Source organism: Streptomyces sp. NBC_01116, from assembly GCF_041435495.1.
Taxonomy (GTDB): domain Bacteria; phylum Actinomycetota; class Actinomycetes; order Streptomycetales; family Streptomycetaceae; genus Streptomyces.
The window spans coordinates 3706576-3732145 of sequence record NZ_CP108644.1; the positions used below are offsets into that span (position 1 = coordinate 3706576).

At 74.0% G+C, this 25570-nt stretch carries 7 protein-coding genes; 6 read left to right on the forward strand and 1 reads right to left on the reverse strand.

Annotated elements, in window-relative coordinates:
* Nucleotide 1: 1 nt before the first annotated feature.
* Nucleotides 2-5167 carry an SDR family NAD(P)-dependent oxidoreductase gene (locus OG245_RS16150; RefSeq protein ID WP_371624232.1) on the forward strand — a complete coding sequence of 1722 codons (5166 nt, stop codon included), beginning with the start codon at nucleotides 2-4 and terminating at the stop codon, nucleotides 5165-5167.
* A gap of 97 nt (nucleotides 5168-5264) precedes the next feature.
* Here OG245_RS16150 and OG245_RS16155 read toward each other — a convergent pair whose 3' ends face one another.
* Nucleotides 5265-5975 carry a TetR/AcrR family transcriptional regulator gene (locus tag OG245_RS16155; protein ID WP_371624233.1) on the reverse strand — a complete coding sequence of 237 codons (711 nt, stop codon included), beginning with the start codon at nucleotides 5973-5975 and terminating at the stop codon, nucleotides 5265-5267.
* Nucleotides 5976-6406: 431 nt separating this feature from the next.
* Between OG245_RS16155 and OG245_RS16160 the strand changes: the two genes are divergently transcribed.
* The 5 genes from OG245_RS16160 to OG245_RS16180 all read left to right on the forward strand — a co-directional run bounded on the left by OG245_RS16160 (nucleotide 6407) and on the right by OG245_RS16180 (nucleotide 25550).
* Nucleotides 6407-7957 carry an MFS transporter gene (locus tag OG245_RS16160; protein ID WP_371624234.1) on the forward strand — a complete coding sequence of 517 codons (1551 nt, stop codon included), beginning with the start codon at nucleotides 6407-6409 and terminating at the stop codon, nucleotides 7955-7957.
* 176 nt (nucleotides 7958-8133) lie between these two features.
* Complete coding sequence (locus tag OG245_RS16165; protein WP_371624235.1) at nucleotides 8134-10044, forward strand: BTAD domain-containing putative transcriptional regulator; 1911 nt, start codon at nucleotides 8134-8136, stop codon at nucleotides 10042-10044.
* A gap of 317 nt (nucleotides 10045-10361) precedes the next feature.
* Nucleotides 10362-10631, forward strand: a complete 270-nt coding sequence (locus OG245_RS16170) for an acyl carrier protein (protein WP_371624236.1) — start codon at nucleotides 10362-10364, stop codon at nucleotides 10629-10631.
* A 323-nt stretch (nucleotides 10632-10954) separates the two neighbouring features.
* On the forward strand, nucleotides 10955-18079 hold the full coding sequence (locus tag OG245_RS16175; protein WP_371624237.1) for an SDR family NAD(P)-dependent oxidoreductase: 7125 nt from the start codon (nucleotides 10955-10957) through the stop codon (nucleotides 18077-18079).
* A gap of 100 nt (nucleotides 18080-18179) precedes the next feature.
* Nucleotides 18180-25550, forward strand: a complete 7371-nt coding sequence (locus tag OG245_RS16180) for a beta-ketoacyl synthase N-terminal-like domain-containing protein (protein ID WP_371624238.1) — start codon at nucleotides 18180-18182, stop codon at nucleotides 25548-25550.
* Nucleotides 25551-25570 lie beyond the last annotated feature (20 nt).

Sequence of the window (25570 nt, forward strand, 5' to 3'; positions counted from 1 at the left end):
CATGGTGAGTGATCTGTCCTCTCTGCCGCCGTCCCCCGACGAGCCGATCGCCGTCGTCGGTATCGGCTGCCGCTTCCCCGGCGGCATCAACTCCCCGCAGGACTTCTGGACGTTGTTGATGAACGAGGTCGACGCGTCCGGGCCGGTGCCCGAGGACCGCTGGGCCCCGCAGCGCGCCCGGTCGCGGGAGAACGCGGCCGTGCTGTCGCGCGTGATCTCCAACGGCGCCTTCCTGGAGGACATCAGCGGCTTCGACGCCGCCTTCTTCGGCATGTCCGCCACCGAGGCCCGCCAGCTCGACCCGCAGCAGCGGATGGCGCTGGAGGTGGCCTGGGAGTCCCTGGAGCACGCCGGCATCCCCCCGACGAGCCTCGCCGGCACCGACGCCGGCGTCTTCATCGGCGTGGGCACCGACGACTACGGCCGCAGGCTCCTGGAGGACCTGCCCGGGGTGGAGGCCTGGACCGGGATCGGCTCCTCGCTCTGCGGGGTGCCCAACCGGATCTCCTACACCCTCGACCTGCGCGGCCCCAGCCTCGCCGTGGACACCGCCTGCTCCTCGTCCCTCGTCGCCCTGCACCAGGCGTGCGCCGCCCTGCGCGCCGGAGAGGTGCCCCTGGCACTCGCGGGCGGGGTCATGCTGATGGCCGGCCCCGGCCTGACCACGGTCCTCGACATCGCCGGGGCCATCTCCCCGGACGGCCGCTCCAAGGCTTTCGACGAGGCCGCCGACGGCTACGGCCGCGGCGAGGGCTGCGGTGTCCTCGTCCTCAAGCGCCTGAGCGACGCCCGTCGCGACGGCGACCGCGTCATCACGCTCGTCCGCGGCACCGCGGTCCAGCAGGACGGCCGCACCGACGGCATCATGGCGCCCCGGGCGACCGCGCAGGCCCACGTGCTGCGCAAGGCGTACGCGGCGGCGGGCGTCGCGCCCGGCGAGGTCGACTACGTCGAGGCGCACGGCACCGGCACCAAGGTCGGCGACCCGATCGAGGCCGCCGCGCTGGCCGAGGTCGTCGGCGACCGGGCCGCGGGCCGCGGCCCGTGCCTGATCGGGTCCGTGAAGACCAACATCGGCCACTGCGAGTCCGCCGCCGGGGTCGCCGGGCTGATCAAGACCGCGCTCGCCATGCAGCACGGCCTCATTCCGGCGACCCTCTCCGTCGACGGGCCCCGCCAGGACATCCCGTGGGCCACCTCAGGCCTGCGCCTGGTGGCCGAGGCGACGCCCTGGCCCACGACCGGACGGCCCCGGCTCGCCGGTGTCGCCAGTTACGGCTACGGCGGGACGATCGCCCACGCCGTCCTGGAACAGGCCCCGGCCGCGACGCCCGGATCCGGCCCGGACGCCGGGCGGGACACCGAGGCGGCCGGCGGGCGGCCGGACGCCGCACCGCCGCTCACCCTCCACCCCGTCTCCTCCGCCAACGGCGCCGGCCTCGCCGCCCAGGCCGCCCGGCTGGCCGGGGCCGTCGGCGCGCACCCGCTCGGGGACGTCGGCCACACCCTCGCCCACAACCGCGCCCACCTCGCCGAGCGGGCGGCGGTCGTCACCGGCGACCGGGACGAACTCACCGCCGCCCTCACGGCGCTGGCCGCCGGCGAGGCCCACCCCGCCCTGGTCACCGGCGACGCCTCCGGCCCGGGGCGCGCCCCGGTCTGGGTGTTCTCGGGACACGGCGCGCAGTGGTCCGGCATGGGCCGCGAACTCCTGCGGGACGAGCCGGTGTTCGCCGCCGCCATCGACCGGCTCGGCCCCGTCTTCACCGAGGAGCTCGGGCTCACTCCGCGCGAGGTGCTCACCGACGGCGACCTCGGCTCGGTCGACACCGTCCAGTCGATGCTCTTCGCGATGCAGATCGGCCTGACCGCCCTCTGGCGGCACTACGGCGTCGCCCCCGCCGCGATCATCGGCCACTCCGTGGGGGAGATCGCCGCCGCCGTGGCGGCCGGGGTGCTGTCCGAGACGGAGGGGGCCCGGCTCGTCTGCCGCCGCTCCGCGCTGCTGCGCAAGGTCGCCGGGATGGGCGCCATGGTCATGGTGGACCGGCCGTTCGACGAGGTGGCCGCCGACCTCGGCGACACCGACGCCCTGTGCGCCGCCATCGCCGCCGCGCCGTCCTCGACCGTGGTCGCCGGTGACATCCCCGCCGTCGACGCGGCCGCCGAGCGGTGGACCGCGCTGGGCCGGACCGTCCGCCGGGTGGACTCCGACGTCGCCTTCCACAGCGCGCACATGACGGAGATCAGTGGTGAACTGGCCCTGGCCGTCGCGGATCTGGAGCCGCGCGCCGCCCGGGTGCCGCTCTATCTCACCGCCGTCGAGGACCCGCGCTCCGCGCGCCGGCAGGACGCCTCCTACTGGGCGGCGAACCTGCGCAACCCGGTGCGGTTCGCGGACGCGGTACGGGCCGCCGTCGAGGACGGGCACCGGACCTTCCTGGAGATATCCGCGCACCCCGTCGTCAGCCACTCGATCACCGAGACCACGGCCGGCGCCCCGGGCGCCCTGGTCGTCCCGACACTCCGGCGCGACAAGCCCGAGCGCGCCACACTGCTCACCGCGCTGGCCCGGCTGCACTGCGCCGGCGTGCCGGTCGACTGGTCGGTGCTCCACCCCGCGGGCCGGCGCGCCGAACTCCCCGCCACCGCCTGGCAGCACGAGCGGCACTGGGTCGACGCCCGGGAGACGGCCGAGCCGCCCGTCGACACCCTGCTCGGCGCTCCGACGGCGGTGCACGCCTCCCGGGTGCGGGTCTGGCCGACGACGCTCGACCTGCGGACCCGCCCCTACCCGCGCCGCCACCCCGTCCAGGGCACCGAGATCATCCCGGCCGCCGTGCTGGTGAACACCTTCCTCACCGCCGGCCGCACGGACGTGCTCAGCGATCTGCGGCTGCGTCAGCCGGTGGTGGTGCCGCAGGAGGAGACCCGGGAGGTCCAGACGGTCCTGGACGGCGCCGGGCTGCGGCTCGTCTCCCGCAAGCGGGGCGCGCCGGACAACGCCTGGTCCACGCACACCCTGGCGGAGGTCGGCGGCGAACGGTCCGTCGAGCCGCTGGGCGACGTGAGCGCGCCGGAGCGGGTGGACCCGGGCCATGTGATCGAGCGGCTGGCCGAGCTCGGTGTCGCCGACATGGGCTACCCGTGGCGGATCGAGGAACTGCGCCGCGGCGAGGGCGTTCTGACCGCCGTGGCCACCGCGGAGCTCGACCGCAGCTGGGCGGCCGTGCTGGACGCCGCCCTCTCGATGGCCTCGGTCGTCTTCACCGGCCCGGGTGTGCTGCGCATGCCCGCCCACATCGACTCGGTGAACCGGTCCGGCCCGCCGCCCCGCAGAGCGGCCATCACCGTGAAGGTCGACGCCGAACGCCCCACCACCGTCCACGTGGACATCCGCGGGGTCGCGGAGGGCGGGGACGGCGCCGAGTCGGCCCTCACGCTGCGCGGACTGCGCTACGGCGAGCTGGACGGCAGCCTCTCCGGCGAGGAGCGGAGCACCAGCGGCCGCTTCGACCTGGAGTGGCAGCCCTTCCCGGTGAACGCCGGATCGCGTACCGCGCTGCCCGGCCGGACGGTCCTCGTGCTGGGCCCGGAACAGCTCGCCCGCTCCCTGGTGCCCGCCTGCGCGGGGCAGGGCGCCACCGTGAGCGTGGACGCGACCGCGCTCGCGGACGCCGACCATGTGCTCTACGCGCCGGCGGACCGGGATCCGGAGGCCACGGCGGTCGCGTTCGCACGGCTCGTCGCCGAGGTCGCGGCGCTGCCCGACCGCAAGCCCCGGCTGTGGTGCCTGACGTCCGGGGTGCGCGAGGCGGCCTCGGTGGACCGGCTGGGCGGCTCGCCGCTGTGGGGCATGGGCCGGGTCGCGGCGAGCGAGCACCCCGAGTTCTGGGGCGGCGTCGTGGACGTCCCGGCGGGCCCGCTCGGCGAGGAGTCCGCCACCCTGCTGCTGGACCTGCTTCCCCTGCGCCCCCAGGAGCCGGTGCTCTCGCTGGCCGACGGCACCGTCCAGGTGCCCCGCCTGGTCCCCTCGGCCCCGGCGGCGGACGAGGAGCCGTTCGGCTGCCGGGCCGACGGAACGTACCTGATCACGGGCGGACTCGGGGTGCTGGGCCTCGAACTGGCCGAGCACCTCGCCCAGCGAGGGGCCCGCCGGATCGTGCTGCTGGGCCGCACCCCGCTGCCACCGCGCCCGCAGTGGTCCGACGAGGACCGCCGGGTCACCGCGGTGCGGCGGCTGGAGTCGGCGGGCGTCACGGTGGTCACGCTCGCCGTGGACATCACCGACCGGGAGGCGACCCGGCGGGCGCTGGAGCGGCTCGACCTGCCGCCGGTCCGGGGCGTGGTGCACGCGGCGGGCACCGTCCACAGCGCGATGCTGCACCGTCTGGAGGCCGACGCGCTGCGGGAGGTCATGCGCCCCAAGGTCGAGGGGGCCCGGGTGCTGCACGAGCTCTTCCCGCCCGGTGCCACGGACTTCTTCGTCCTCTTCTCCTCGGCTGGCCCGCTGCTGGGCCTGCCGGGCCAGGGAGCGTACGCCGCGGCCAACGCCTATCTGGACGCTCTCGCCGCCCACCGGCGATCCGGCGGCGCCCGGGAGTCCGTGTCGATCGCGTGGACCAGCTGGCGCGGGATGGGCATGGCCACCGCGGCGGAGGCGACCGACGTCGAACTCGCCGCCCGGGGCGCGGCCGACATGGCCCCGGACCGGGCGCTGCGCGCCTTCGACCAGATCGCGGCCGGTGCCCCGGGACCGCTGGTCACGGTGCTCGGGCTGCTCCGCGACCACCGGGGGCCCCGCCCGGCGCTGCTGGCGGAGCTGACGCAGGACGACGCGGTCCGGCCGGCCGAAGTGCCGGACTGGGTGGGCCTGTCGGGCGACGAGCTGGCGGCGTATCTGCTCGACGACGTACGCGGCCGGGTGGCCTCGGTCCTCGGTCTGCGGCCGGACGGGATCGGGGTGCACCGGCCGCTGACGGAGGCGGGCGTGGACTCCCTGCTGGCGGCGGCGGTACGGGTGGCGCTGGAGCGTGACCTCGGGGTCGCCCTGCCGGCCACGCTGCTGTGGAACTACCCGACGGTGAGCGAGATCGCCGGCTTCCTCGCGGGCGTGCTGGCGACCCGGGCGCCGGACGAGTCGGCCGCCGGGGCGCGGCAGGGCTGAACCGCCGCACCTCCACGAAGGGCCGTGCCCCGGACACCTCGTCCGGGGCACGGCCCTTCGTGGAGCGACAGGGCACTCAGCCCCGGCGGCCGGCCACTCAGTCCTTGAGGAGCGCCTCCGCGCCGTCCAGCGAACGCTCCACCGTCAGGCGGAAGAACGCCAGGTCCTGCTCGGCCACGTCCTGGCTCCTGGACAGTGCCTGCGCGCCCGCCGCCGCGAGGCCCGGCCGCTCCTTGTCCTGCGCGAAGGCCGCCATCGTGCGGCCCATGTCCGCCCGCGCGCTCGGGAAGAAGTTCCCCCGGTCGTCCTCCACCGCCACCAGCATGAACGCGCTGTTGAGGAGGTACCGGTAGATCTCGGTGGCCTGGCTCCCGAAGCCCGCCCCCTGGAGGACCTTGATGCCGGCGTCGATCGTCGCCAGCGCGGACGGCACGTTCGGGCCCACCACCACCAGGCGGCGGGCGACGCCCGGGTACTGCTTCAGGACCTCACGGCCCTCGAACATCAGCTGACGGAACCAGTCCCGCCAGGACACGTCCGCGCCGGGTACGGGAATCCGGCCGACGATCCGGTCCGTCACCGCCATCACCACGGCGTCGCGGTCCCCCACATGGTGGGCCACGACGCCGGGCCAGACATCGAGCCGGGTCGCGATCTGCCGGATCGACCAGCCGTCGAGGCCGTGTTCCGCCGTCAGGTCGACCGCCGCGTCGACGATCTTGTCCGCGGTGATCGGCGGCAGTCCTGCCGAGGCGCGTGAACGGCGGCGCGGAGCGGATGCGGGCACACGCGGAGATGAATCGGGCATGGCTGAAACCTAGCGCCTCTCGTCTGGATCATGTCGGGCTCGCGGTCCCCGGCACGCGCACCCGCGGCGTTGTCGTCGGTCGCCGATGATCCGCAGCGACTCCCCCTCCGCCTTGCAGCCGCAGCCGCACGCACCGGCCCCCGCTCCCCGACCCGGCCCGATCCGGCCCGATCCGGACGGGAGACGCCTGCGGTCGGGCGAGCTTCCAGGGAGTCCGGCACAAGAGGCCCTTGCCCGGCGACCCGCAGGGCGTAGAGTCAGCCTAACCTATTAGCCACTGTCTAACACCGACTTGTACGGTCAGGGACGACGGCGTCGCCCTGCCCTGCGCGGACCGCGAAGCACACCGCGCGCCCGCGGACCCGACGAGCAGAAGAGCCCGTGGGGCCCGCCCCTCCCTCGTTCCTCCTTCTCCTGAGAGGCACCGCGCCATGCGTAAATGGATGCCGCTGCTGGCGGTCTGTCTGGGCACGTTCATGCTGTTGATCGACGTGACGATCGTCAGCGTCGCCCTCCCCCGGATGACGGACTCGCTCGACGCCTCCTTCACCGCCCTGCAATGGGTGGTCGACATCTATGTCCTGGTCCTCGCGGCCCTGTTGATGGCCCTCGGCTCCCTCTCCGACCACGTCGGCTCCCGCCGCGTCTACCTGATCGGCCTGGCCGTCTTCGCCGCCGCCTCGCTCGCCTGCGGCCTGGCCGACAGCAGCGCCCAGCTGATCGTCGCCCGAGGGGTGCAGGGCCTGGGCGCCGCGGCGATGTTCGCCACCAACACCGCGTTGCTCGCCGCCAATTACCAGGGCAGGGACCGCGGCATCGCGTTCGGCATGTGGGGCGCGGTCAACGGCGCGGCGGCCGCCGCCGGGCCGATCCTCGGCGGACTGCTCACCGAACACGTCAACTGGCGCTGGATCTTCTTCGTCAACCTGCCCGTCGCGGCCCTCGCCCTGTACATCGGCCACCGGCACCTCAAGGGCTCCCCGTCCGGAACCGGACGGCGGATCGACGTACCGGGCACGGTCGGCTTCACGGCCGCCGCGACGCTGCTGATCTTCGCCCTGATCCACGCGGGCGAGGACGGCTGGGGCTCGACCACCACCCTCGCCCTCTTCGCCGGGAGCGCGGTCGCACTGGCCGTCTTCTTCCTGGTCGAGAAGGGCAGGCAGGACCCGATGCTGGACCTGGGGCTGCTGCGGTCGCCCTCGTTCGGCGGGCTCCTGGCCGGTGCGGTGGTCTTCAGCGCCGCCGCCTTCGCCAACCTCGTGTTCGTCTCCGTCTGGGCCCAGTCCGTGCTCGACCTCAGCCCGGTCGAGGCGGGTCTCATCCTGATGCCGCTGAGCGGCATGTCCTTCGTGGCCGCCGGACTGGCGGGCCGGTTCCTCTCGTCGGCCGCCCCGCAGTGGCCGATCGGCGGCGGGCTGCTCCTGATCGGCCTCGGCACCCTGCTGGAGATGAGGCTGACCGCGACGTCCGGCTGGACGGCGCTGCTCCCCGGCATGCTGCTGACCGGTATCGGGGTCGGAATCGCGTCACCCATCCTCGCCTCGGCCGCCCTGGCGGCGGCCCCGGCGAACCGGGCGGGCATGGCGGGCGGCGCGGCGAACACCTTCCGGCAGCTCGGCTTCGCCATCGGCATCCCCGTGGTGGGCGCCATCCTGACCGGCGCGATCGGGCGGAAGCTGTCCGACAGCGGCGTGTTCTCCGACTCCGGCTCGGCCGCGGAGCTGGTCACGGGCGGCCAGTCGGCGCGCCTGGTCGCCGAACTGCCGTCCGGAGCACGGGAGGCGGGCGAGCGGGCGATCGAGCAGGCCTACTCCGCCGGGCTCGACCGGGCCTTCCTGGTGAGCGGGGTCGCGGCGGTGCTGGCAGGTGTCCTCGTGCTGATCCTCGTGCGCAGGTCACCCGTCCCGTCGGACGTCGCGGAGACCGGTCGGGGGATCGGCCCGCAGCGCTCGGCGGAAAGCCCGGAACCGGTCGCCTGAGGCGCGTTCGCCGGCTCCGGAACAGGAAAGTAGTCGCGGATTGGACATCTATTCCGCGCTAATCCCTCCCTGGAATGATCGCTTCCATTAACCATGCGCAATACAGTGACGGGGAGCGGAAACCTAGCAGCGAGTTCACTTTCGACTTCGCCAATCGGCTCACGGTGGGGACATAGTTGAGAACTATACGAGGTTCCGAACTGCGCACCGCACGGACAAAGGCCGGTCTGACTCAGGACCAGGTGGCACGCAGGGCATCGGTGAGCGTGCGGACCATACGCCATATCGAGCACGGCCACGTCACGCCCCGGCACGAGACGCTGGCACGGATCGCCGAAGTCGTCGGCTGGCGGGCCACCGAGGAACCGGACGCCTCCGACGCCCCGGCTTCCCGGCCCTACGCCCAGGAGATCCGGCTGCTCGGTCCCCTCTCGGCCCTGTTCGGCGACCGGTCCATACCGCTGCCGCGCAAACAGCGCGTCCTGCTCGGACTTCTCGCCGTACAGCCGGACCGTACGGTCAGCCACGAGGAGATGGCGGACGCGCTGTGGAACGGCGAGACGCCGCCCGCCTATCCGCAACTGGTCCACACCCACATGGCCCGGTTGCGCCGGTTCGTCGATCCGCCCCCCGGACACGGCTCCACCGACCGGAGAATCCGCACCGTCCGCGGTGGATACGTCTTCAACAGCGCGGGCGTGCGGGTGGATCTCTGCCAGTTCGAGGACCGGGCGGCCCTGGCCCGCAGGACCACGACGCACGACCCGCGGGTCGCGCTCGACCTCTACGGGCAGGCCCTCGGCTGCTGGCACGGCCGTCTGGTGCACGACCTCCCCGAGCTCTGGCACCATCCCGCGGTGGTGCGCGTCGCCCAGCGCCACATCGACGTGGCCATCGAACTGGCCGACCTGGCCCTGCGGCTGAAGCGGCCCGCCTTCGCCGTGGAGCACCTCAGGATCGCCTCGTACGAGGAACCGCTCCACGAGCCGCTCCAGGCCTACATCATGCTGGCGCTCGCCGCCTCCGGGCGCCGGGCCGCCGCGCTCCAGCTCTTCGCCGAGCTGCAGACACGGCTCAAGGACGAGCTGGGCGTCGAGCCGAGCGACGACATCAGACAGGCGCACCAGGCCGTCCTGCGGCAGAGCGGGGCCGTCGAGCGGGCCTCTCCCCTGGAGGGCGCCGCCCGTCCCGCCGGAATCCGGCTGCTCGCCACCGCGGACCTTCCGGTCCGGCGGACCGCGAGCGCCTTCGACGGCTCCCCCGCCATGGGCGCGCCGGCCCAGCTCCCCCCGGTGCTCGCGCCCTTCACCGGCAGGACACGGCAAGTGGCCGCTCTGGACCGCCTGCTGGAGCAGTCGCGGCGCAAGGGCGGCTCGCTGGGCATCGCGGTCGTGCACGGTCCCCCGGACATCGGCAAGAGCGCGCTGGCCGTGCACTGGGCGCACCGCAGGCTCGCCTCGTTCCCCGACGGGCAGCTCTACGCCAGCCTCCAGGGCAGCATCGACCCGGCGCAGCGGACGGCGACCCCGGCCACGGTGCTGACCGGTTTCATCCGCTCCCTCGGCGTGCGCAGCGGCTGGATGCCCGACACCACGGAAGAGGCGACCGCCCTCTTCCGGAGCCTGCTGGCCGGCCGCCGCTTCCTGGTGGTGCTGGACGACATCGCGGACGCGTCCCAGGTGCGCTGCCTCCTGCCGGGCACACCGGGCAACGCGGTGCTCGTCACCAGCCGCTCCCCCCTGACCGACCTGACCACACGGGAGGGCGCGCTCGCCCTGTCCCTGGGCGCGCTGACCGCGGAAGAGGCGCACGAGCTCGTCGTGACGCACCTGGGCGCCGAGCGTACGGCCGCCGAACCGGGCGCCGCCGAAGAACTGGCGGCCGCCTGCGGCCATCTGCCGCTCGACCTGCGCAGGTCCCTCACCCGCCTCGCCGCGACACCGGACGGGTCGATCTCCGCGTTCGTCGCCGAACACCGGAAGGGAATGCGGGAGCCGGGCAACCTCTACCCGTTCCAGTCCCGGGAGCCCTCGTCGGGCGGCCGTCAGGACAATGCCGAGGACCTCCGGAAACGGAGCCTGACATGACCGCTGACAGCCTTACGGCAGGCTGACAGCACTTTTCGCCGCCCCTCCCGGCCGGCCATCACCGCAGCTCAGCGTGTCCATTGCGGCTCGGACCGCGGGGAGTTCCTCCGTAAGAGGCATTGCCCGGCCTTTATGCAAGCGGAGTTCGGTTGCTCCGGAACGGGTGCCCGCCTAGGGTCACGGATCGCAGGACGATTCCGGCCGGCACCGTTCCGGGCTCCACCTGCCGCCCTTGAAGCCTCCACTCGTGAGGCGTCCCGCGGGGAATTCACCGAGGCCCCCGGTGTGGGCAATAAACCGCTTGGAGAGGATGGGAAATGGCGAAGAACATATCGGCCGAGGAAGCCCAGAAGTGGCTGATCGAGGAGATCGCCCAGCGGGTCGGCGTGGCACCGTCCGACGTCCCGGCCGACCAGTACTTCGACGAGCTCGACCTCGACAGCACCCAGGCGCTGATCATCGCCGGTGAGATGGAGTCCTGGCTCGGGTTCGAGCTCGGCACCACCGCCCTCTGGTACCACCCCACCATCGAGGCCCTCGCCGCCCACATCGCCGAGGAGAGCCAGAAGCACACCGCCGCCGCCTGAGGCCGCTCGCGCGGCTCCCGGCGGGAGCGCCCCCGGCCGCCCGACGCGCCGGCCGCCGCCCGCCCGATCCCGGGCAGGGCCCACGAGGCGCGAGGCCCGGACCGCACGACCGGTCCGGCTGCCCCGCCGACCGCGGCCACCGCACCCGCACCGAACCGGCCCGCCCTGCCGACGGCCGCTGCCCGCCACGCGAGAGCAGCCGGTCCGTCCGTCTTCCGAGGGCCGCGCCCCGCCCCGCCTTCCGGACCCCCCTCGCCCTCGCGCCGGCGGCCGGGGCGCCGCGCCCCGAAGTCCCTGTTCGCCCAGATCCAGAGAGACTTGCCGTGAACTCTTCGCAGGAATCCGACCTCGACCGTCGGCTCGCCCGGGACCCCATCGCCATCGTCGGCCTCTCCGCGCTCTACCCCAAGTCCAGCAACGTGCGGGACTTCTGGGCGAACGTCGTATCGGCCGCCGACTGCATCGACGACGTGCCCGCGGGCCACTGGGACGTGGACGAGCACTACGACCCCGACCCCACGGTGCCGGACAAGACGTACTCCAAGCGCGGTGGCTTCATCCCCGACGTCCCCTTCAACCCGCTGGAGTTCGGCCTCCCGCCGAACACGCTGGAGGTGACCGACGTCCTCCAGCTGCTCAGCCTGGTGGTCGCCCGCGACCTGCTCAAGGACGCCGGCGCCGAGCAGCCCTGGTACGACGCGTCCCGCACCGGCGTCGTCCTCGGCATCACCGGCGCCAACCAGCTCACCCAGCCGCTGACCGCCCGCCTCCAGAGCCCCGTGCTCAAGGAGGTCGTCCGCAGCTGCGGCCTGTCCGACCGGGACGCCGAGGAGATCGTCGCCAAGTTCCGTCTGGCGTACGCCCCTTGGGAGGAGAACTCGTTCCCGGGCATGCTGGGGAACGTGGTGGCGGGCCGGGTCGCCAACCGGCTCGACCTCGGCGGCATCAACATGACGATCGACGCCGCCTGCGCCAGCTCCCTCGGCGCGGTCCGCACCGCCGTCAGCGAGCTGCTCGAAGGCCGCTCCGACACCATGCTGGTGGGCGGCTGCGACGCCGAGAACACCATCTTCATGTACCTCTGCTTCAGCAAGACGCCCGCCCTGTCGAAGTCCGGGCAGATCCGCCCGTTCGACAAGGACGCCGACGGCACCCTGATCGGCGAGGGCATCGGGATGCTCGCGCTGCGCCGGCTCTCCGACGCCGAGCGCGACGGCAACCGGATCTACGCGGTGCTGCGCGGCATGGGCACCTCCAGCGACGGCCGCTTCAAGTCCATCTACGCCCCCCGCAAGGAGGGCCAGATCGTCGCGCTGCGCCGCGCGTACGAGGACGCCGACTGCTCCCCCTCCAGCATCGAGCTGTTCGAGGCGCACGGCACCGGCACCGCCGTCGGGGACGCCACCGAGCTGAGCGCGCTGTCCGCGGTCGTCTCCGAGGGCAACGACCACCGGCAGTACGCGGCCGTGGGCAGCGTCAAGTCCCAGATCGGGCACACCAAGGCGGCCGCCGGGGCGGCGGGCCTGATCAAGCTGGCGCTCTCGCTGCACCACAAGGTCCTGCCCCCCACCATCAACGTCTCCGAGCCCAACCCCGCCATCGACTTCACCTCCGGGCCGTTCTACGTCAACACCGAGGCCCGCCCGTGGATCCGCGACCCGGAACGCCCCAAGCGCCGGGCCGCGATCTCCTCGTTCGGCTTCGGCGGCACCAACTTCCACATGGTCCTGGAGGAGCACGGCGACGGCGACGACCTGAAGGTCTCCTTCCCCGTGGCCGCGGTCCACCTGTGGCACGCGCCGGACACGGCCGCGCTCACCGGACTGCTCGCCGCGGGCGCGCCCGCGACCGGCGGACCGGCTCCCGAGGGCCACGCCCGGATCGCGCTCGTCGCCCGTACGCCGGAGGAGCTGGCCGCCCTGCGGGAGCTGGCCCTCGGCGAACTGCGGACCCGGGGCGACGCGGACGCCTGGTCGCACCCCAAGGGCCTGCACTACCGGCGCCGCGCCGCACGGACCGGCAAGGTCGGCGCACTCTTCGCGGGTCAGGGCAGCCAGTACACGAACCTCGGCAGCACCGCCGTCCTGGCGGTGCCCCCGCTGCGGGCCGCCTTCGACCGGGCCAACGTCCTGGTCCCCGGCGAGGCACCGCTGTCCCGGGTCGCCTTCCCGCCGCCGCTGTTCGGGGCCGACGTCCGTGCCGCGCAGGAGACCGCGCTCCGGGCGACCGCGTACGCGCAGCCGGCCATCGGGGCCCTGTCCGCCGGCCAGTTCCGCTACCTGGGCGAACTGGGCCTCGCCCCCGAGGGCTTCCTCGGCCACAGCTTCGGCGAACTGACCGCGCTGTGGGCCTCGGGCGCACTCGACGACGACGCCTTCTTCACGCTCGCCCGGGCCCGGGGCAGGGCCATGGCGCCGCCGTCGGACCCCGGGTTCGACGCCGGGGCGATGGCCGCGGTCTCCGCCCCGGAGGAGCGGGTCGCGGAACTGCTCGCCGACCGCACCGACGTGATCGTCTGCAACCGCAACGCCCTCGACCAGATCGTCGTCGGCGGCCCCACGGACGAGGTCGACCGCCTGGTCGCCGCCGCGAAGGAGGCGGGCCTGCGGGCGAGCCGGCTGCCGGTCTCCGCGGCCTTCCACACTCCGTTCGTCGGCCATGCGCTCAAGGCGTTCCGCGCCGACGTCGAACACGTCGAGATCGGCCGTCCGAACGGCACCGTCTTCGCCAACACCCAGGGCGCGAGCTACGGCGGGGACGTCGCGGCCAACCGCGAGGTCCTGGCCGGACAGCTCGTCCGCCCGGTCGACTTCGCCGCCCGCGTGGAGGAGATGTACGCCGCCGGGTTCCGCGTCTTCGTGGAGTTCGGGCCCAAGAGCATCCTCACCCAGCTGGTACGCCGCATCCTCGGCGACCGGGAGCACTGGGCGGTCGCTCTGGACGCCGGTCCGGGCCGCGACGCGGACGTCGCGCTCAAGCAGGCCGTCGCGCAACTCGCGGTGCTGGGCGTGCCGTTGGAGACGAGTGACCGCTACGTCGCCGCACCGCCGGTGGCCGAGCCCGTCAAGGGCATGTCCATCCTGCTGAACGGCATCAACTACGTCTCGCCCGAGCGCCGGGCCGCGTACCGCGAGGCGATCGACAACGGCTACCGGATCGCCTCGCCGGTCGTGCCGTCGGTGGCTCCCGCCCCGGCGAACCCCCCGGCGCCGGCACCGGCCCGGCCCTCGGCTCCGGCTCCCCGCCCCGCCGTCCTGCCCGCCCCGGCCGCCGCCGTCCCGGCCCCCGTCGCCCCGGCCGCCACGGCCACGGCCCTGCGCCCCGCGGCGGTCGCGGCTCCGGCCCTGCCCGCTCCCGTGCCCGTACCCACCGCCTTGGAGACACCTCACGTGGACAGTGATCGCCTGGCCGGTCTGGTGGCCGACCACCTCGCCCTGCACGACGACTACCTCAACGGCCAGTTGCAGAGCGCGGAGCGGTTGGCCGGGCTGCTGGAGCGGGCCGCCGTCCAGGGCCAGGTCGATCAGGTGCTGGCCGGTGTGAACGCCGTCAAGGAGCACGGCCTGGACATCGGCCGCAGCCACCTGCGGGCCAACGAGATCCTGCGCGACCTGGCAGGCCTGGAGTTCGGGGCCACCCCCGCCGCCGGAACCCGTCCGGCCGTGCCGCAGGCCCTGCGGGCCCCGTCGCCCCTGCCCGCCCCGCGGGCCTCGGCCCCCGCGCAGATCGCCCCGGCTCCGGCCGCCGCGCCGCAGCCCCTGCCGCCGGCCCCGACCGCTCCGGCGGCCCCCGCACCGGAGCCCCTCGCGCCCCCGGTGGCCGCCGCCCCGGCCGCGGCCCCCGCGGCGCCCGCACCCGCGGGCCTGGACGCCGCGACCGTACAGACCGCACTCCTCGACGTCGTCGCACTCAAGACCGGCTACCCCGCCGACATGCTCGAACTCGACATGGACATCGAAGCCGACCTCGGCATCGACTCCATCAAACGCGTCGAAATCATGGGCATCCTCCAAGAACGCTTCGCCGGAGCCATCACCGCGGGCCCCGAACAACTCGCAGAACTCCGCACCCTCCGACAGATCGTCGAATTCACCAGCACCACCGCCACCACCGCCCCGACCACGGCCCCCGCAGCCCCCGCACCCGCGGGCCTGGACGCCGCGACCGTACAGACCGCACTCCTCGACGTCGTCGCACTCAAGACCGGCTACCCCGCCGACATGCTCGAACTCGACATGGACATCGAAGCCGACCTCGGCATCGACTCCATCAAACGCGTCGAAATCATGGGCATCCTCCAAGAACGCTTCGCCGGAGCCATCACCGCGGGCCCCGAACAACTCGCAGAACTCCGCACCCTCCGACAGATCGTCGAATTCACCAGCACCACCGCCACCACCGCCCCGACCACGGCCCCCGCAGCCCCCGCACCCGCGGGCCTGGACGCCGCGACCGTACAGACCGCACTCCTCGACGTCGTCGCACTCAAGACCGGCTACCCCGCCGACATGCTCGAACTCGACATGGACATCGAAGCCGACCTCGGCATCGACTCCATCAAACGCGTCGAAATCATGGGCATCCTCCAAGAACGCTTCGCCGGAGCCATCACCGCGGGCCCCGAACAACTCGCAGAACTCCGCACCCTCCGACAGATCGTCGAATTCACCAGCACCACCGCCACCACCGCCCCGACCACGGCCCCCGCAGCCCCCGCACCCGCGGGCCTGGACGCCGCGACCGTACAGACCGCACTCCTCGACGTCGTCGCACTCAAGACCGGCTACCCCGCCGACATGCTCGAACTCGACATGGACATCGAAGCCGACCTCGGCATCGACTCCATCAAACGCGTCGAAATCATGGGCATCCTCCAAGAACGCTTCGCCGGAGCCATCACCGCGGGCCCCGAACAACTCGCAGAACTCCGCACCCTCCGACAGATCGTCGAATTCACCAGCGGGGCCGCGCCGACCGCCACGGCCGACACCTCCGCCGCGGACGCCCCCGCGCCCGCCCCGGCCGGCCAGGACTCCGACGCCGACGCACCGACCGGCGGCGGGATCGGCCGGGCCCAGGCCGCGCTCGTCGCGCTGCCCACCCCCGACCAGCTGGTCGGCTGCTTCGCCGAGGGTTCGGGCGCGCTCGTCGTCGACGACGGCTCCGACCTCGCGCCGGCGCTCGCCCAGCGCCTGATCGCGTCCGGACGCCATGTGCACGTCCTGCGGCTGCCCGGAGTGGCCCAGCGCGTCACCGGGGTCAAGGACCACGCGCTGTCCGGCTGGGGCGTGACCGAGCTGGCCGAGCGGATGGAGCTCATCCTCGCCGACCGGGTCAGCGTCGTCCTCGATCTGACCGCCGCCCGTGCGGGCGAGTGGTCCGACGGGGTCCGGCGGCTCACGCACACCCTGCTGGTCGCCAAGCACGCCGTCGCGCCGCTGACGGCCGCCGCCGCCTCCGGCCGCGCCGCCTTCGTCACGGTCACCCGGCTCGACGGCGCCTTCGGGCTCGGCGGGGTGTCCGAGGAGCTGGTCCCCGCCGGCGGCCCCGGCGGACTCGTCAAGACCCTGGCCGTCGAGGCCCCCGAGCTGTTCTGCCGGGCGGTCGACCTGGCCCCGGCCCTCAGCCCGGAGGCCGGAGCCGACCTCCTCCTCCCGGAGCTGAGCGACGCGGTCGCGGAGACGGTCCAGGTGGGACTCGACGGCAGCCGTCGTATCGGACTGACGCTCGGCGAGGAGCCGCTGACCACCTCCGACCCGGCGACCGCACCCGTCCTCGGCGGCGACGACCTCCTCGTCGTGACCGGCGGCGGACGCGGCATCACCGCCGCGTGCGTGGTCGAGCTGGCCCGGCGCTACCGGCCGGGCCTGCTGCTCCTGGGCCGCACCCCGCTGGAGGACGAGCCGGACTGGGCGCGGGGCGTGGACACCCCGGCGCTCAAGGCCGCCGCGGCCGCCCGGCTGAAGACCACGGGGGAGAAGCCCACCCCCAAGCGCGTCGAGCAGCTCTACCGGGACGTCGTCGGCGCCCGGGAGATCCGCGCCACCCTCGCCGAGGTGAGCGCCGCGGGCAGCCGGGTGGAGTACCTGGCCGTCGACATCACCGACCCGGCGGCCACCGCCGCCGCCCTCGCCCCGCACCGGGACCGCGTCACCGGTCTGGTGCACGGCGCGGGTGTCCTCGCCGACCAGCTGATCGCCAACAAGAAGGCGTCCGAGGTCGAGCGGGTCTTCGCCCCGAAGCTCGCCGGGCTGCGCGCGGTCACCGCCGCGCTGGACTCCGCCGCGCTGCGCCACCTCGTGCTGTTCTCCTCGGTCGCCGGGTTCTTCGGCAACCGGGGCCAGTCGGACTACGCCATGGCCAACGAGGTGCTCAACGCCTGGGCCTCCTCCTGGAAGCAGCGCCACCCCTCGGCCCACGTCACGTCCATCAACTGGGGCGCCTGGGACAGCGGCATGGTCTCCCCGGAGGTCAAGGCGGTCTTCCGGGAGCGGGGCATCACCCTGATCCCGCTGGACACCGGCGCCCGGCTGTTCGCCGAGCAGTTCGCCGCCGACCGGTCCGGTGACGTGGTCACGGTCCTCGGCCCGACGTCCCCCCTCTCCACCCCCGAGCGGACCGTCGCCGCCGTCACCCGCGTGGAGCGGCCGCTGGCCGCTCTGGAGGGCGAGCCGATCGTCGCCGACCACGTCATCGGGGACGCGCCGGTGCTCCCGGCCGTCGTCGCCCTCGGCTGGATGATCGGTGCGGCGGAGCGGGTGCACGGCGCCGAGATCCGCCAGGTGCGGGACTTCTCCGTACACAAGGGCATCGTCTTCGACGGCTCCCAGCCCGAGGCGCTCGGCCTCGAACTGGCCGCCGACGACGACGTGGTGCGCGGGGCCGTCCGGTCCGTGGACGCGCAGGGCGCCGTCCGTCCGCACTACGGAGCGGTGCTCGACTTCCGGGCCACGCTCGCCCCGGTCTTCCCCGGCACCCTGCCGGCGCTCGGCGGCGGCCGGCCGGCCGACGCGCTCTACGGCGACGGCACCCTCTTCCACGGGCCCTCGCTGCGCGGAGTGCGCCGGGTGCTCACCGAGGACGAGGGCGCCCAGCGGCTGGTCCTGGAGTGCGAGCTGTCCGAACACCGCACGGCGGGAGGGGCGTTCGCGGGCAGCCGGTTCGCGCCCGGCACGGCGGACCTGCTGCTCCAGGCGGGCCTGGTCTGGGTCCGGCTCTTCCGCGGCACCGCCGGTCTGCCCCTGTCGGTGGGCCGCGCCGATCTGCACCGCGCGCTGCCCGACGGCGAGCCCTTCCTGGTCGTGGTCGAGCCCGGCTCCGCCCCGCAGGGCTCCGGCGCCTCGCTCACCATCACCGCGTGCACCCCGGGCGGAGAGGTGATCACCCGGTTCGAGGACGTGTCCGTGGTCTCCGCACCGCAGTTGGCGGCCAAGTTCATCAGCGGCTGACTCCCCTTCGTACCCGACGCAAGCGATCGGGTCGGCCCGGACGGCGCCTCCCGCGCCGTCCGGGCCGGCCCCGCCCCTCAGAAGGGACCGTAAAGCTCTCATGAGCAAGTACGCCATCGTTGGCCTCTCCTGCCTGTTCCCGGGCGCGGAGTCCCCTGCCGAGTTCTGGCAGAACCTCCGTGCCGGGACGGACAACCGCGGGGAAGGGGGCGAGCAGATCTTCGGTCCCGGCATCGACGCCAGGGACGCGGATCCGCAGCACGCCGTCTACTGCACACGCGGCGGCTTCGTCACCGGATTCGACTTCGACCCGGAGGGCTACCTCCTGGACCCCGGCCACCTCTCCGGGCTCGACCGGATCTTCCACTGGTCCCTGCACGTGGCCCGGGAGGCGCTGCGCGACAGCGGGCAGCTGGACCGCCCCGGCGTCCTGGACCGCACCGGCCTGATCCTGGGCAACTACTCCTTCCCCACCCCGGCGTCCGCGGCCGTCAGCGTCCCCCTGGTCCAGGAGTCGGTCCTCGAAGGGCTGCGGCGGGCCGGGCACCCGGCGCTCGGCGCGCTGGCCGACGAGAGCCGGCGGATCGACCCCTCGCGGCTGCACCCCGAGAACCTGCGGGTCAGCGGCTCGCCGGCCTCGGTCGCCGCGAGCGCGCTCGGGCTCGGCGGCCCCCGCTACGCCCTGGACGCCGCCTGCTCCTCCGCGCTGTACGCGCTCAAGCTGGCGTGCGACCACCTCGCCGCCGGCCAGGCCGACCTGGTGCTGGCGGGCGGCGTCTGCGCGCCCGACCCGACCCTGATCCACCTGTCGTTCTCCGACCTCCAGGCCTACCCCCGCGACGGCTTCAGCCAGCCCTTCGACAGCCGGTCCGGAGGCATCCTCACCGGTCAGGGCGCCGGGATGGTCGCGGTGAAGCGGCTGGCCGACGCGGTACGCGACGGGGACCGCATCCACGCCGTCGTGGACGGCATCGGGCTGACGAACGACGGCAGCGGCCGCCATCTGCTCGTCCCGCAGGGCGGCGGGCAGCTCCAGTCGTACCAGCGGGCCTACGCCGACGCCGGTGTCGACCCGGCCACCGTGGACTACCTGGAGTGCCACGCGACCGGGACCCCCATCGGGGACGCCACCGAGGTGGACTCCGTCGCCGAGTTCTTCGGCGGGGCCGACCGGGTGCCGCTGATCGGCTCGGTGAAGGGCAACATCGGCCACCTGCTCACCGTGGCGGGGCTCAGCAGCCTCCTCAAGGTCGTGCTGTCCATGGGCGACGGGTACATCCCGCCGACCATCGGCGTGACCCGTCCCGTCACCTCGAAGGACGGGCGGGTCGGCGAGGAGTCGCTCGTCCGCACCGGCCGCGCCTGGCCAGAGGGCGAGGGCCCCCGCCGGGCGGCGGTGTCCGCGTTCGGCTTCGGCGGGACCAACGCCCACGTGGTGCTCTCGGCGGCCACCGCCGCCGACGGAACGCCCGAGGAGACGGCCCCGGCCGAGGTGCCCGCGCTCGACATCGTCGGCCTCGGCGCCCACTTCGGCCCGCTCGACTCCCTCGACGCCTTCGAGGAGGCCGTCCACCAGGGCGCCGGAGCCCTCGTCCCGCTGCCCGAGCGCCGCTGGCGCGGCCTGGACCAGACCCGCGGGGGCTCCCTGGAGGCCGCCACCGGCGTCGCGCCCGGCACGGTGCCGAACGGCGCGTTCGTCGACGGCCTCGGCATCGACCCCGTCGACCTCAAGATCCCGCCGGCCGACCTGCGTACGTACAACCTCCAGCACGCCCTGGTCACGAAGGTCGCCGACGAGGCCCTGCGGGACGCGGGGTTCAGCCGGGCCACGGCCGAGGGCCGGAGCGCGCCCGACCCCCGGCGCATCGCGGTGGTGATCGGGATGGAGATCGAGCCGATGACCCATCTGCGGCTCACCCGCCGCGGCCTGGGCGCCTTCGTCCGCGAGGAGTTCGCGCGGGCCGGGGTCGCGGTGGACGAGGAGCGGCTCGCCGCCGTGAGCGCGGCCGGCCGGGACGCGGTCGTGGACCCCATCGTCGCCAACGAGGTGCTGAGCTTCATCGGCAACATCATGGCCAGCCGCATCTCCTCCCTCTGGAACCTCACCGGCCCCTCCTTCACCGTCTCCTCCGACGGCTCGGGCACCGCCGAGGCCCTGGAGGTCGCCCGGCTGCTGCTGCTCGACCCCAGCATCGAGGCGGTCCTCGTCGGAGCGGTCGACCTGGCCGGCTCGGCGGAGAACCTGCTGCTCCGCCCGGACGTGGTGGGCGAGGCCGGACTGACCTTCGGCGAAGGCGCCCGTGGCCGGCGGATCGGCGAGGGCGCGGGCGCGGTCGTCGTCACCCGGCCGGACGAGCGGGAGCGCCCCGCCTACGCCCGGCTCGACGCCGTCGCCATCCGCCATGCCGCCCCGGTGGACGGCGTGGTGCCGGAGGCCGACGCGGCGACGCTCGTCGCGGCCGCCGAGGAGGCACTCGCCACCGCGGGCGTCACCGCGGCCGACATCGGCTACCTGGAGGCGCACGCGGGCGGCACCGAAGCCCAGGACCGGGCCGAGATCGCCGCCCTGGCCCGCGTCTACCCGGCCGGCGGCGACGGGGTGGCCCTCGGCAGCGCCAAGGCCCTCGTCGGCGACGCCGGGTGCGCGGCGACCATGGCCGGGCTCATCCGGTCCGTCCTGTGCCTGCACCACGGGTATCTCCCCGGCACCGGCGGCTGGACCCGTCCCGCCGACGGACTCGCCGAGGACTTCGGCGCCTCCGCGCTGTTCGTCCCGACCCGGTCGCAGCCGTGGCTGCGCCGGAACAAGGGGGCGCGCAGGTACGCCGCCGTCGACTTCCTCGGCGCGTCCGGTGCGCACGGGCACCTCGTGCTCTCCGCCGACGCCACCCGGGGCCGGGTCGCCCGGGCCGACTGGCGGCGGGCCGACGGGCCGGTCGTGCTGCCGCTGTCGGCGCACTCGTTCGAGGCGCTGCTCGACGTGGTCGAGCGGCACAGGGCGCTGGTGGCCGGGGCCGACCCGTACGACCTCGCCCGGCAGGCGGCCCGTGAGCTGACGGACGTCGGTCCGCGGGTGGTGCTCGTCGGCCAGGACCGCGACGAGCTGCTGGCCCAGCTCGACCTGGCCGCACGCGATCTCCCCGGTGTGCACGGAGACGGCGGCGAGTGGGCCACGCCGGCGGGCAGCTACTTCACCGCACGGCCCATCGGCCCGGACGGCAAGGTCGCGCTGGTCTACCCGGGCGCGTTCAACTCCTACCCGGGTCTGGGCCAGGACTTCTTCCGGGTCTTCCCCGGCCTGCTGGACCGGTTCGAGGAGGACGCGACCCAGCCCGAACGCCAGCTGCGCGCCACCTCGCTCTATCCGCGCAGCCAGGTCGCGCTGGGCCGCCGCGAACTGATGGGGCTGGAGGCCGGTCTCGGCGACGACGTGCCCTTCATGCTCGCCACCGGCACCAACTTCGCCATCCTGTACACGGATCTGGTGCGCGAGGTGCTCGGCGTCCGGCCGCACGGCGCGTTCGGCTACAGCCTCGGCGAGTCGAGCATGCTCTTCGCGACCGGCGGCTGGCAGACCGGCGGTCGCCGCGACGACCTGATCAGCGACACCCCGATCTTCAAGGACCGGCTGTGCGGGCCCCGCCGCACCGTGCGCGAGCTGTGGAAGCTGCCGGACTCCGTCCCCGACGCCTCCCTGTGGGCCAGCCATGTGCTGCTCACCGACGCCGACTCGGTGCGCGCGGCGCTGCCCCGCTACGACCGGGTCCACCTCACCCACATCAACACCCCGGCCGAACTGGTCGTCGCGGGTGACCCGGAGCAGTGCCGCGCGCTCGTGAAGGAGCTGGGCTGCCCGGCGGCGCGCTCGCCCGTCAACGTCGTCATGCACTGCCCGGTCGTGGACGCCGAACTGGACGGCCTCGCGGGGTTGAACGACTACCCCACGGGCTCGTTCGGCGACCTGGAGCTGTTCAGCGCGTACGACTACGAGGCGCTGCCGGTCCTGGAGCGGGGCGAGACGGCCCGCCGCATCGCCTGGACCCTGCGTTCGACGATCGACTTCGCCCGACTGGTGCGGGACGCCCACGACCGGGGCTTCCGCTACTTCATCGAGGTCGGACCCGGCGCGACCTGCTCGCGCTGGATCCACGACACGCTGGGGGACGCCCCGCACGCCGCGGTTCCCGTGGACCGGCGCGGCGTCTCCACCGCCAGGTCGGTCGCCCGGCTGGTGGCCCGGCTGGTCGGCAACGGCCTGGACCTGGACCTGTCGGCGCTCCTGGAATCGCCGTCGACCGCGGCGCGGACCTCCCGCGCCCATCGCTTCCGTGTGGGCGGCGGTGATCCGGTCCCGGCACGCGTGGCCCGGAGCATCGCCGCGACGGCGTCCGCGGGTGCGGCCGCGGACGCCGTCCCGACCGTCCCCGCCGCCGCGCTCGCCGCCTCGGGAGCGTCCGCCGCGCCCGCCGCCTCCGGCCCGGCCGCCCCCGGCGCCGCCGCCGCGGGGGGAGGGCCCGGCGGTCGAGCCACCGCGGGCCCCGGCACGCCCCGCCCCGCCGCCCCGTCCGCCCCCGTACCGTCCGTACCGCCGGAGGACTCCGCCATGCCTGCCGATCCGACACTCGCCGACGCGGAGGTCATCACCTTCGACGGCGACCCGATCTCCTTCCTCCCCTGGGCGCCCGCACCGCACGGGGACACCGCCCCGCCGGTCCCCGCCCGGTCCGACGCCCCGCCTCCCGCGCCCGCCCCGGCACGCCCCGCGGCGGCCGGCCCGGCCACCGGGTCCGACGGCTCGCCCACGCCCGCCGCCGACCTGGTGCGGGACATCCGCCGTCAGATGGTCACCACCCACTCCGTCGTGATGGAGACCCAGCGCATCCTCCAGGGCGCGACGCTCTCCCGGATCGAGGCGCTGCTGGGCGGCGACGCCGCGGCCTCCGCCGCCCCGCCCGCGGCCCCGGCCCCTCCGGCGCCCCTCCCGGCGCCGGCCCCCGCGGCCGCGCTGCCCCCGGCCGCCCCCGCCCCCGCTCCCGCCGGCCCTCCGGAGCCCCCGGCCGGGCAGCGCGAGGTCAAGGAGGGCGTGATCTGGGACGAGGCCGATCTGCTGGAGTTCGCGGTCGGCTCCGTGGCCAAGGTCTTCGGGCCCGAGTTCGGCGTCATCGACGGGTACGGCAAGCGGGTGCGGCTGCCCGCGCCGCCCTACCACTTCGTCTCCCGCGTCACCGCGCTCGACGGCACCACCGGTGTGTTCGAGCCCGCCACGATCACCACCGAGTACGACGTCCCCGAGGACGCCTGGTACGCCGTGGACGGCGGCGTGCCGCCGGCCGTCACCGTCGAGGCGGGCCAGTGCGACCTGCTGCTCGTCAGCTATCTGGGCATCGACTTCCGCAACAAGGGCGAGCGGGTCTACCGCCTCCTGGACAGCACCCTGATCTTCCGCGGGAACCTGCCCCGGACCGGTCAGACCCTGCGGTACGACATCTCCATCGACCGCTTCGTGCACCAGGGCGACACCACGCTCTTCTTCTTCAGCTACCGGTGCTACGCCGACGGCGAGCTGATCCTCGAACTGCACGACGCCTGCGCCGGGTTCTTCAGCAAGGAGGAGCTCGCCACCCCGCTCGGCGTCGTGATGACCGACAAGGAGAAGGCGGCCCGCGCGGCCCTGCCCAAGGGGTACTTCAAGCCGCTCGCGTACACCGAGAAGAACCACCTCACCCTCGACGACCTGGAGGTCCTGTCCCAGGGCCGGCCCGGTGACGTCTTCGGCCCGGACCACGCCCAGGATCCGGGCGTCAACCCGGCGATCCGGCTGCCCGACGCCAGACTGCGGATGATCGACGAGGTGGTCATCGACCGCAAGGGCGGCCCGCGCGGCCTCGGCACCCTCAGCGCCGTCAAGCGCCTGGAGCCGGACGCCTGGTACTTCACCTGCCACTTCCCGGACGACCACGTGCTCGCCGGCTCGCTGGTGGCCGAGGGCGCGGTGCAGCTGCTCCAGATCTACCTGATGCACCAGGGCATGCACCTCACGCTGCCGGACGCGCGGTTCCAGTGCGTCACCGACGTACCGATCGAGGTCCAGGTCCGCGGCCAGATCACCCAGGCGCACCGGGAGATCCGGTACGAGGTCGAGGTCATGGAGCTCTCGCTCCTGCCCCGGGCCACGGTCATCGCCGACGTGCTCATCTACCTGGGCGACCTGCCGGTCATCCGGATGAAGGGACTCGGTCTCCAGGTCCGGGAGAAGGAGGGCACGCCCTTCCGTCCCGAGGCCGGCGGCATCCCGCGGTTCCTCGGCCGCCGCAACCGCGACGGCGAGGCCGCGATGATCAACGAGATGCACCTGGCCCACGCGGCCAAGGGGCTGCTGGACGTCGCGATGGGCCCGGAGTTCGAGATCTACCGCGACAGCCGCGCCCCGTACATCCCGAACGGCGACTTCCAGTTCGTCGACCGGGTGATGTCGCTCAAGGGCACCCGGGGCGATCTGCGCAGTCCCGGCTCGGAGATGGTCACCGAGTACGACTCGCCGGCGGACGCCTGGTACTACGAGGAGAACGCCCACCCGCACATGCCGAACGCGGTCTACATGGAGAGTTCGCTCCAGGCCGCGATCTTCCTCGGCTACTACCTCGGCGCGACGCTGGAGTCGCCGAAGGAGCAGTACGCGATCCGCAACCTCGACGGCCGGGCGACCCTGGTCAAGGACGTCGACCTGCGCGGCAAGACCATCCGCCACCACTCCAAGCTCCTCATGACGAGCGCGGTCTCCGGCGCGGTGCTCCAGAACTTCAGCTACGAACTCTCCGCGGACGGCGAGGTGTTCTACACCGGGGAGTCGCTCTTCGGCTACTTCAGCGACGCGGCCCTGGCCAACCAGGTGGGCCTGGACGCCGGGAAGTACGTCGCTCCCTGGATCGAGACGGAGAAGCCGTCCGCCGACCGCGTCCGCCGCATCGAGCTCGGCCCGGACGCGCCCGCCCACACCGACCCGGCCGGCGGCCATCTGCGCCTGGCGGGCGGCCGGTTCGCCCTGGTGGACCGGGTCGACCTGGTCGCCGACGGCGGCCGGCACGGCCGGGGCTATCTGCACGGCCACCGCGCCATCCGGCCGGACGAGTGGTACTTCGACTGCCACTTCCACCGCGACCCGGTGATGCCCGGATCGCTCGGCGTCGAGGCGATCCTCCAGGCGATGAGGCTCTTCGTCCTGGAGGAGAAGCTCGCCGAGGGCATCGAGCGGCCCCGCTTCGCGATGGCCACCGAGGTCGAGACGGCCTGGAAGTACCGCGGCCAGATCCTGCGCGACGACCGCGAACTCCGGTTCGACGTGCACATCAAGGAGATCCGCCGCGAGGAGGGCCGGCTGCTCCTCATCGCCGACGCCGACCTGTCGAAGCCGGGCCTGCGCATCTACGAACTGACCGACGTGGCCATCGAGGTCCGTTCCGCCGACGCCTGACGGCCCGACCAGCGCTCAGC